This window comes from uncultured Flavobacterium sp. (genome assembly GCF_963975005.1).
Classification (GTDB): domain Bacteria; phylum Bacteroidota; class Bacteroidia; order Flavobacteriales; family Flavobacteriaceae; genus Flavobacterium.
In genome coordinates, this window is the sequence record NZ_CAXBFR010000122.1 from 1 (window position 1) to 8,768 (window position 8,768).

The window sequence follows — 8,768 nt, forward strand, 5'->3', positions numbered from 1 at the left end:
ACGATTTAAATTAAAATAAATACCAATTTTGTCATTCTGAACTCATTTCAGAATCTAAAATAGCATTAAAATAAACGTATTAATAAAAAAATTTGCGAACCTTGCGTATTACTTTGCGAGCTATGCGGTTAAACAACAAACAATGAGAAAAGCATTTCTAGTTTTCAGTGTAACACTATTATCAATAAATGCAATACTAATCTACATCAATTGGAAATTTAGTTTTCTATTACTAATATTTATTCCTTTAATTTTAATGGGTTTATATGATATGTATCAATCAAAACATACTATTAAAAGGAATTTTCCTTTACTGGGAAGATTGAGATATCTATTAGAAAGCATGGGGCCTGAAATGCGACAATATTTTATTGAAACCGACACTGAAGGAAAACCATTCAACAGATTGCAAAGAAGTATGGTTTATGCACGTAGTAAAAAGGAAACTGACATGGAGCCTTTCGGAACTCAACTAAACACTTATAAACCAGGCTATGAATGGATAAATCACAGCATTAGAGCGATTTCATTTCAAAATGTCAACACTAAACCATTAGTTAAAATAGGATCTTCACAATGTACTAAACCTTACGAAGCAAGTATGTTTAACATTAGCGCCATGAGTTATGGTTCATTAAGTAAAAATGCTATTATAGCCTTAAATGAAGGGGCAAAAAAAGGAAGCTTTTATCACAATACGGGCGAAGGTGGACTTTCTCCTTATCATTTGCAAGGTGGTGATGTAGTTTGGAATATTGGAACGGGTTATTTCAGTTGTCGTAATTTTGATGGGACATTCAATACAAAAGAATACGAAAAAAGAGCTATTTTGGACAATGTAAAAATGATTGAGATTAAATTTTCACAAGGTGCAAAACCAGGTCATGGTGGAATTTTACCAAAAGAAAAAGTAACCGACGAAATTGCAGCCATTCGACTGGTAAATAAAGGATTTGACATTATATCACCTCCAACCCACTCCGCTTTTTCAACTCCTTTAGAATTAATGGCTTTTATAAAACTATTAAGAGAAAAATCGGGTGGAAAACCAATCGGGATAAAAATTTGTATTGGAAATAAATCTGAATTTATAGCCATTTGTAAAGCTATGGTAGAGACTAAAACCTATTTAGACTTTATTACGGTTGATGGTGGTGAAGGTGGAACAGGTGCTGCTCCTCCTGAATATTCAGACCATGTGGGAATGCCTTTGCGTGATGCTTTAGCGTTTGTTTATGATTGTTTAAATGGTTTCGGAATCAAAGATCAAATTAAAATTATTGCTTCGGGCAAAGTAATCTCTGGATTTGATATCATTAGAAACTTATCTATTGGAGCCGATTTATGCAATTCAGCTCGTGGAATGATGTTCGCTTTAGGATGTATACAAGCTTTAGAATGTCACTCAAACACATGTCCAACTGGAGTAGCTACTCAAAATCCAAAATTAACTAAAGGCTTAGTGCCAGAAGAAAAAAGCATTCGTGTAGCGCGTTTCCAGCACGAAACCGTAAAAAGTGCTGTAGATTTAATGGCTTCTGCAGGTTTAGATCATCCTGACAAAGTAGACAGAACTGTGGTTAGTACTCGAATAGATGCCTCTCATGTTAAAACATTTTACGAAATTTATCCTGAATTAGACAAAGGTTGTCTTCTAAACGAAAACACAGTTCCTAAAGAATTTTCAATATTTTGGAAAAAAGCAAATGCAAACCAATTTTAAAAAAATATTATGAGTAACTATTTCATAAAACAAGAAAAAATAAAATTCAAGCATATAGATTATGCTGGAATAGTTTTTTACCCAAGATTCTTAGAAATGCTAAACGATTTAGTAGAAGATTGGTTTGAAGAAGCTTTAGACAGACCTTTCTCTAAAATGCATGAAACCAACGGAATTCCAACTGTTGATTTAAAAGTACAATTCAAAAAAGCAGCTCGTTTAGGAGAATTGCTTACCAAAAAACTTTGGGTTAAAAACCTTGGTAGTGCTTCAATTTTATGTGGATTCAAATTTGAAGATGATCAAGGAAAAACCTGCTTAGAAGGAGAAGTTACTTTGGTAAACGTGGTTTTTACTGAAGATAGAAATAGTATTAAAGCTGAAGGTTTCTCAGAAGATATGAAAGTTAAAATTTCAAAATATATAATCTAATACAAAGAACTTTGAGAAACTCTCTGTTTCCTTCGTGATACTTTGTGTAACAAACTAAAAAATGGACTTCAAAAAATTCAAAGCAGCAACCGTACAAACTTCACCAGTTTTTCTAAATGTTGAAAAGACTATTGAAAAAGCTATTGGCTTCATCAAAGAAGCAAGTCAGAACGGAGCTACACTAATAGCTTTTCCAGAAGTATTCATAGCTGGTTATCCTTATTGGAATTGGGTCATGACACCAGTTCAAGGAAGCAAATGGTATGAAAAATTATACAAATCTTCCGTAAAAACAGAAGATCTCGTGATGCAGCCACTATTTGAAGCTGCAAAAGAATTCAACATGCATATCGTAATTGGAATTAACGAACGTGGGGATTCGTATGGTGAAATTTACAACACCAATTTAATCATAGATAACAATGGAAAACTAATTGGAAAACACAGAAAATTAGTCCCAACTTGGGCTGAAAAACTAACTTGGTCTTCTGGTGATGGTTCTTCCTTAAAAGTATATGATACAGAAGTTGGACCCTTAGGAACTTTAGCTTGTGGAGAAAACACAAACACGTTAGCTCGATTTACATTATTAGCACAAGGCGAACTAGTTCATATAGCGAATTATATTTCATTACCAGTCGCTCCAGCAGATTACAACATGGCAGAAGCCATTAAAATTCGTGCTGCAGCACATTCCTTTGAAGGAAAATTATTCACAATCGTTTCTTGCTCAACTATTTCTCAAGAAATAAAAGATGCTTTACGCGAAGATGTTCCTAATGTAGATGAAGTATTGACAAGAAAAAATTCAGCTTTTTCAGGATTTATTGGTCCAAATGGAGCCACAATCGGAGAACCACTAATCGATGACGAAGGAATTGTCTATGCAGAAATTGATTTAGAAAAATGCATCCAACCCAAACAAATGCACGATATTTTGGGACATTACAATAGATTCGATATCTTTGATTTGCGAGTAAACATTGCTCCAACAAGAAAGATTACGTTTATCGATAATCATGAAGAATTTAATAAAAAATAGTCGAAAGTTGAAAGTCAAAAGAGAAAAGGATTAGCCTTACTTTAGACTTTAGACTTTAGACCTTAAGACTAAAAAATATGAACGAAAACCATTCAGACGATCAATACGGAAGAGCAAGGGTTCAAGAGTCACCTGAACTTAAAGCCTATTATAAAGAACTAGAAAACCTTGGTGCTGGTGCTCTATGGACCGTTGCCAATGATATTGAACCTTGGGAGCCAAAATCTAATTCAGTTCCAATGCTTTGGAAATATGATGATTTGCGCGATTTAGTTTTAAAATCATCAGAACTAGTCACACCAGAACAAGCAGGAAGACGAGTAGTTTATTTAGTTAACGATAAACGTAAAGATGTATCAGCAGCTGTGGGTTGGTTATATACAGGCTTACAAGTTACACGTCCAGGAGAATTCACTTCGGCTCATAAACACAAAGCTTCTGCCCTTCGTTTTATTATGGAAGGAGAAGGGGGTTATACAGTTGTTGATGGTAACAAAATTACTTTTGAAGTCAATGATTTTGTCATCACACCAAATTCAACATGGCACGAACACGGAGTTAATGCTGATGGAAAAACCTGTATTTGGCAAGATGGATTAGATATTCCACTTATAAATGCCTTAGAAGCAAATGACTACGCGGTATATGATGGTAAACAAGAATTAGACTTTCCTCTAAATTATTCTCCAATCAATTATGGAACTGCTGGAATCATTCCTGCAGATAAAGTTTGGGATAAACCATATTCTCCTTTATTCAAATTTTCTTGGAAAAAAGTCTATCCAGCTTTGGTTGAAGCTTCAAAAACGAATGAAATCAATCCAGTTGATGGTGTTTTCATGCATTATTCAAATCCTATGACTGGTGGACACGTAATGCAAACAATGGGTGCTTCCATGCAATTGTTACCAGCATGTTTCAAAGGAAAAGCACACAAACATACGGGATCATTTGTGTACCAATGTGCCAAAGGAAAAGGTTACACAATTATAGACGGGAAACGCTACGATTGGAAAGAACGAGATATTTTCTGCGTTCCCTCTTGGGCTTGGCACGAACACCATAATTTATCAGATACAGAAGACGCTTGCCTGTTTTCTTTCAACGACTTACCTGTAATGGAAAAACTAGGATTATATCAAGGAAAAGAATATTCAGAAAATAACGGACATCAATAAATTCAATAAACAAAAATGATGAAATACAACTTATTTATTTTTTTTTTATTTTTTTGCTTAATTGGGAATTCTCAAGAGACAAAAAAGGATACTATTTCAATTGAGAATAAAAACATCTATGTTAATTCAGATTTTGATTATGAAGTAGAAATTCCTAATTGGTTAACAATAAAAACAAAAGAAGCTACAAATTTGTGGGGAGGAACAATTGATGCTATCAATGGAGTTGAAAATGCAATTGTGATTAATAGTTATAAGAAAAATGAATTCAAAAACTTAAAAAAGTTTATCAATGAAAAAGCCGATAAATATAAATTGGGAGACAAAATTAACTCACAATCGGTTCTTTTAAAAAATGACATTGGTAACTTTGAAAACATTGGTAAAGCTTATAAATTTCAATTACTTAATGGAAATAAAATTTATCATAGTTTATTTATATTTACTGAAACTAAAAAAGGTTATTTATGGATAATCTTTACCGCAACACCTGAAACATATAATATCAATATTGATAAATTTAAATTGTTTTTAAAAAACTTGAAAATTAATAATTAATAGAATATAAACTTAGTTACTCAGAAACTTAAGAAAAATGAAACTACTTACTTACAAAACAAATAACACAGAACCAAGATTAGGATTCATCCACAATAACCTAGTTATTGATATGGAAGACTTTGGAAACATTTGCAATTTTCCATTACCAGATGATATGTTGGATTTAATTGATTTAGGATACGAAATAATTTCAGAAATCAATGATTTAATTGACGATACTCGCGAAGTTGACTTTGAAGAAATCTCGTATAAAATGGACGAAGTTACGTTCCTTGCTCCTATTCCAAAACCTAGAAAAAATGTAATCGGAATTGGTTTAAATTATACAGAACATGTTGCCGAAAGTGCTCGTACATTAGATACTTCTAATGAGCTACCACAACAACCTGTAATCTTCTCAAAACCCCCAACATGTGTAACAGGACCGAATACTGAAATTCTATTAAACAAAAAATTAACCAATCAATTAGACTGGGAAGTTGAATTAGCTGTAATCATCTCAAAGAAAGGAAAATATGTATCTAAAGCTGAAGCAATGGATTATGTATTTGGTTATACAGTTATAAATGATATTTCAGCTCGTGATTGTCGTCGTTCTGGACAATGGATTGTATCAAAAGGACAAGATACTTTTGCTCCAATGGGCCCAATTTTAGTAACCAAAGACGAAATAGAAAATCCACATAATTTGAATTTATCCTTAACGGTAAATGGCATTGAAAAACAGAATTCAAATACAAAATTTATGTTATTCAACATTAATGATTTGATTGAAGATTTAAGTACCGTTTTTACTTTAGAAGCTGGAGACATAATCGCTACAGGAACACCAGCTGGAGTTGGTGCAGGAAGAACACCACAAGAATGGTTAAAAGATGGTGATGTGGTAAAATGTACCGTTGAAGGAATTGGATCAATTGTGAATACCGTTAAAGAAATATAAAATTAGGAACACTGATTTAAGAAATTAAAATAATTTTAAAAATTGCTCTAATTCCTTAAATCTGTGTTCCAAAAATTTAAAAAAATGAAATATAGAATAGGCCAAATAGTTCCATCCTCAAACGTAACGATGGAAACCGAAATACCAGCAATCTTCCGTTCAAGAGAAACTATACTTCCAGAACGCTTTACCTTTCATAGCAGTAGAATGCGCATGAAAAAAGTAACCAAAGAAGAACTCGAAGCAATGGATGCCATGAGTTTAAAATGTGCTCAAGAGCTTTCTGATGCACATGTTGACGTTATGGGTTATGCTTGTTTAGTTGCTATTATGAGCATGGGAAGAGGTTATCATTGTGTTTCAGAAGTAAATTTACACCAAGAAACGGTGGCAAATGACTTCCCTACTCCAATTGTAACTTCAGCTGGTGCCTTAATTAATGGTTTAAAAGTTTTGGGAGCTAAACAAATCTCAATAATTACTCCTTATATGAGACCTTTAACCGATATGGTTGTTGACTATATCGAGAATCAAGGAATTAAGGTAAAACAAAGTATTGCTTTAGAAATTCCAGATAATTTGGAAGTGGCTGCTCAAGATCCTATGAATTTATTGGAAATATACAAACAATTGGACTTAACAGATGTTGATGTTTTGGTAGCTTCTGCTTGTGTGCAAATGCCTTCTTTAGAAGCTATTGATTTAATTCAGGCTGAATGTGGAATTCCTGTGACTTCGGCAGCTGTTTGTACGACTTACGAAATGATGAAGAAACTTGGAATTGAAGCAAAATCAGCTATTGGTGGTGAATTGTTGAATGGGAAATATTGATTAATAAAATTAAATACAAAATAGCATTTGTTTCTTTTTTTATCATTGGAGTTATTTTACTTCGCCTTTTTGGAATTTACTTTGTCCTTTGTATTCCTATTATAATTTTTTTATACATACTTATCATAAAAATTAGGCATAAGTCTAAAGCTTAATTATAATTGACTTTTTAAAACTAAAAATGATTTTCTTAAGTCAACTATATTTTTTTTAAATAAAATAATTACCAATAAGTTGTTTTAATTCACTTACTTGAATTGGTTTTGTTATCATTTCATTACAACCAGCTTGTAGCATTATTTCATTTTCATTTGAAAGTACATTTGCGGTTTGAGCAATAATTAAAACTTCTTTATTAATTTTTCTAATTTCTTCTGTGGCATCATTTCCGTTCATAATAGGCATTTGCATATCCATTAAGATTAAATCTATATCGGGATTATTTTTAAAAGCTTCTACAGCTTCCTTTCCGTTTTTAGCGAAGATGATCTCACGAGCTAAATCTTTGATAGTAATGGAAATTAGCAACTCAGAAATTTTATCATCTTCCGCAATTAAAATTTTTAATTTATTTGTTAAGGGTTGATAGTAGCCAATTTGACCCTCTTTTTTTTCATACTTTTCAACTAAAGGTTCTTTAAAACAGGGAAGTGTAAAGTAAAACGTACTTCCTACTCCCTCTTTAGATTCTACCCATAGTTGTCCACCGAGCATTTCTGCATAAGCTTTTGAAATAGAAAGACCCAATCCTGCTCCTTGTAGTGCCATTTTATTTGTAACGTCAGCTTGAATAAATCTTTTAAAAATAGCTTCCATTCGGTCTTTAGGTATCCCAATACCTGTATCCTCAACAAAAAACTGGAGAAAATTATCTTTTTTAATATACCCAAATTTAATAGTCCCCTCTTCTGTATGTTTAATCGCGTTTTTAACAAGATTAGTTAGTATTGAAAAAACTTTTTCTCGATCAGTAGTAATTATAGCTTCTGCATTCGGAAATGAATTGTGAAAGGATAATTTTATTCCTTTACTTTCAACTTCAGGAAGAAAAAAATTGTAAACATATTCTACTTGCTCATTAATATTAGAAAGTTGCTTATACATTTCCATAACCCCAGATTCAATTTTAGAAATGCTAATTATATCATTTATGATATTGAGTAATCGCTCTCCACTTTCTTCTATCAGGTTGATATATTCTTGCTGTTTTGAACCCGACAAGTTTGGCTCTTTTAATAGTTCAGCAAAGCCTAGTATTCCGTTCATTGGAGTTCTAATTTCATGACTCATATTAGCCAAAAATGATGATTTTAAACGATCTGATTCTTCTGCTTTTTCTTTGGCTGCAAGTAATTCTATTTCTGCTAATTTTTGATATGTTATATCTCTAAATTCGACAGATCTAACCATTTTTCCTTTGTAAGGAATGTTTTTTGCTTCTAAACGAACGGGGAATTCTTTGCCGTTTTTTTTAAGACCATATTGTTCATAGGGTTTTTCATAACGACTTTGAATTTTTTGCATTACATAATCTCTTGACCTTTCAGCAATTAATTTTAAGCCATCCATTCCAATTAATTCATTTATAGAATACCCTGTTAAGTCACTCAAACCTTGGTTGCATTCTAAAATCAATCCTTTATCATGTATGGCAATACCTCCAAAAGAAGCATTATGCAACGCTTTAAAACGCAATTCATTTTCTTGTGCTGTTTTTTTAGCCTGAGTTAGTTCTAATTCGACTTTTTTTCGTGTTGAAATTTCATTTACAAAAGCTAAAACCTCATTAGATTCAACGGGTATAAAATGTGCTTCAAAATAATGTTCCACTGCGTTTAAGATCAAAGAGTACTCGACTAAAACTATTTTATTTTCTGAAATTGTGCTCTCTAGAGATTTATAAAATAAACTCGAGATGTTTTCGGGCAAAACACTAGATAAATTTTTATTAATAAAATTTTCTGGACTAGTAAAAAGTAATTCTTTTTTTGCCGCACGATAATTTAGAATTACACCTTCTCTATTAATTCTAAAAACAATATGTTGAAAAGCATTAAC

8 protein-coding genes are annotated in these 8,768 nt (G+C 32.2%); 7 read left to right on the forward strand and 1 reads right to left on the reverse strand.

From position 1 onward, the window contains the following. Positions 1–142: 142 nt before the first annotated feature. From AACZ53_RS12295 to AACZ53_RS12325, 7 genes are all read left to right on the forward strand, one after another. Positions 143–1,723 (forward strand): FMN-binding glutamate synthase family protein, encoded by a 1,581-nt coding sequence (locus AACZ53_RS12295; protein WP_339838913.1) that lies wholly within the window; start codon positions 143–145, stop codon positions 1,721–1,723. A 9-nt stretch (positions 1,724–1,732) separates the two neighbouring features. Continuing rightward, a complete protein-coding gene (locus AACZ53_RS12300) occupies positions 1,733–2,155 on the forward strand; it encodes an acyl-CoA thioesterase (protein ID WP_339838915.1) in 423 nt (140 codons plus the stop codon). A gap of 61 nt (positions 2,156–2,216) precedes the next feature. Next, the gene (locus tag AACZ53_RS12305; RefSeq protein WP_339838918.1) at positions 2,217–3,197 is read left to right on the forward strand and encodes a carbon-nitrogen hydrolase family protein; all 981 of its coding nucleotides are present in this window, start codon (positions 2,217–2,219) and stop codon (positions 3,195–3,197) included. Positions 3,198–3,274: 77 nt separating this feature from the next. Further along, positions 3,275–4,375 carry a cupin domain-containing protein gene (locus tag AACZ53_RS12310; protein ID WP_339838921.1) on the forward strand — a complete coding sequence of 367 codons (1,101 nt, stop codon included), beginning with the start codon at positions 3,275–3,277 and terminating at the stop codon, positions 4,373–4,375. A gap of 15 nt (positions 4,376–4,390) precedes the next feature. Then, a complete protein-coding gene (locus AACZ53_RS12315) occupies positions 4,391–4,933 on the forward strand; it encodes a hypothetical protein (protein ID WP_339838924.1) in 543 nt (180 codons plus the stop codon). 37 nt (positions 4,934–4,970) lie between these two features. After that, positions 4,971–5,879, forward strand: a complete 909-nt coding sequence (locus AACZ53_RS12320; RefSeq protein WP_339838926.1) for a fumarylacetoacetate hydrolase family protein — start codon at positions 4,971–4,973, stop codon at positions 5,877–5,879. Between the two features lie 84 nt (positions 5,880–5,963). Beyond that, a complete protein-coding gene (locus AACZ53_RS12325; RefSeq protein ID WP_339838929.1) occupies positions 5,964–6,710 on the forward strand; it encodes an Asp/Glu racemase in 747 nt (248 codons plus the stop codon). A 210-nt stretch (positions 6,711–6,920) separates the two neighbouring features. Here AACZ53_RS12325 and AACZ53_RS12330 read toward each other — a convergent pair. Further along, on the reverse strand, positions 6,921–8,768 hold a 1,848-nt coding region (locus tag AACZ53_RS12330), incomplete at its 5' end, for an ATP-binding protein (RefSeq protein ID WP_339838932.1).